General features: G+C 55.1%; 1 protein-coding gene. It reads right to left on the bottom strand.

Features of this window, described 5'->3' with window-relative positions; genetic code table 11:
* Nucleotides 1-494: contractile injection system protein, VgrG/Pvc8 family (locus AACR75_RS07170; RefSeq protein WP_047689384.1), on the bottom strand; the 494-nt coding region annotated here is incomplete at both ends.

The following is a 494-nucleotide window of genomic DNA, read 5'->3' as shown; positions in this document are numbered from 1 at the left end:
TCAGGGCCCACGACTAACGCCATGCAAGGGCCGTCCACTTGAGGTTTGGCTTGCGGTGTCGCACGCCACGTGACATCGGCAGGAATGAGCGTGAATTGGTTGCTGTACGTGGTCGCGCCACTGCCGCCCTCTTCTTCCAATGCTTGTGGCTGACGCCCTTGATGATGCACTTGCACTACAACCCAGTCGCGGTTCGCGCTGTCGTCAAGATGCTCTTGTAAGTCAAACTTTGTGCCCGCTTGCAGGCCCGGATGGTTACTTTTTCCGCTCGCGGTACGCGCTTCTCGTCGTAGGTACTCTAAGCGAATTTGATTAAAGGCTTTGCCGCTGACGTCGTCTTTAAAGCGACCCGGTGCATCAAAGTGTTCGTAGGTCGCTTGCTGGTAATCCATCTCGCGCCCTTGCGCTTGCTGAGCAAACGAGTAGCTCGGTTTTTTAAAGCTGTAATCTTGCAGCGCGCTGTGGCTCACTTCGGTTTGGCTGTGTTGCGTTAA

Origin of the sequence: Vibrio sp. ZOR0018 (assembly GCF_963865925.1) — a bacterium.
Classification (GTDB): domain Bacteria; phylum Pseudomonadota; class Gammaproteobacteria; order Enterobacterales; family Vibrionaceae; genus Vibrio; species Vibrio anguillarum.
Note: the sequence above shows the minus strand (reverse complement) of the source record. Positions and strands in the feature narration are given on the sequence as shown.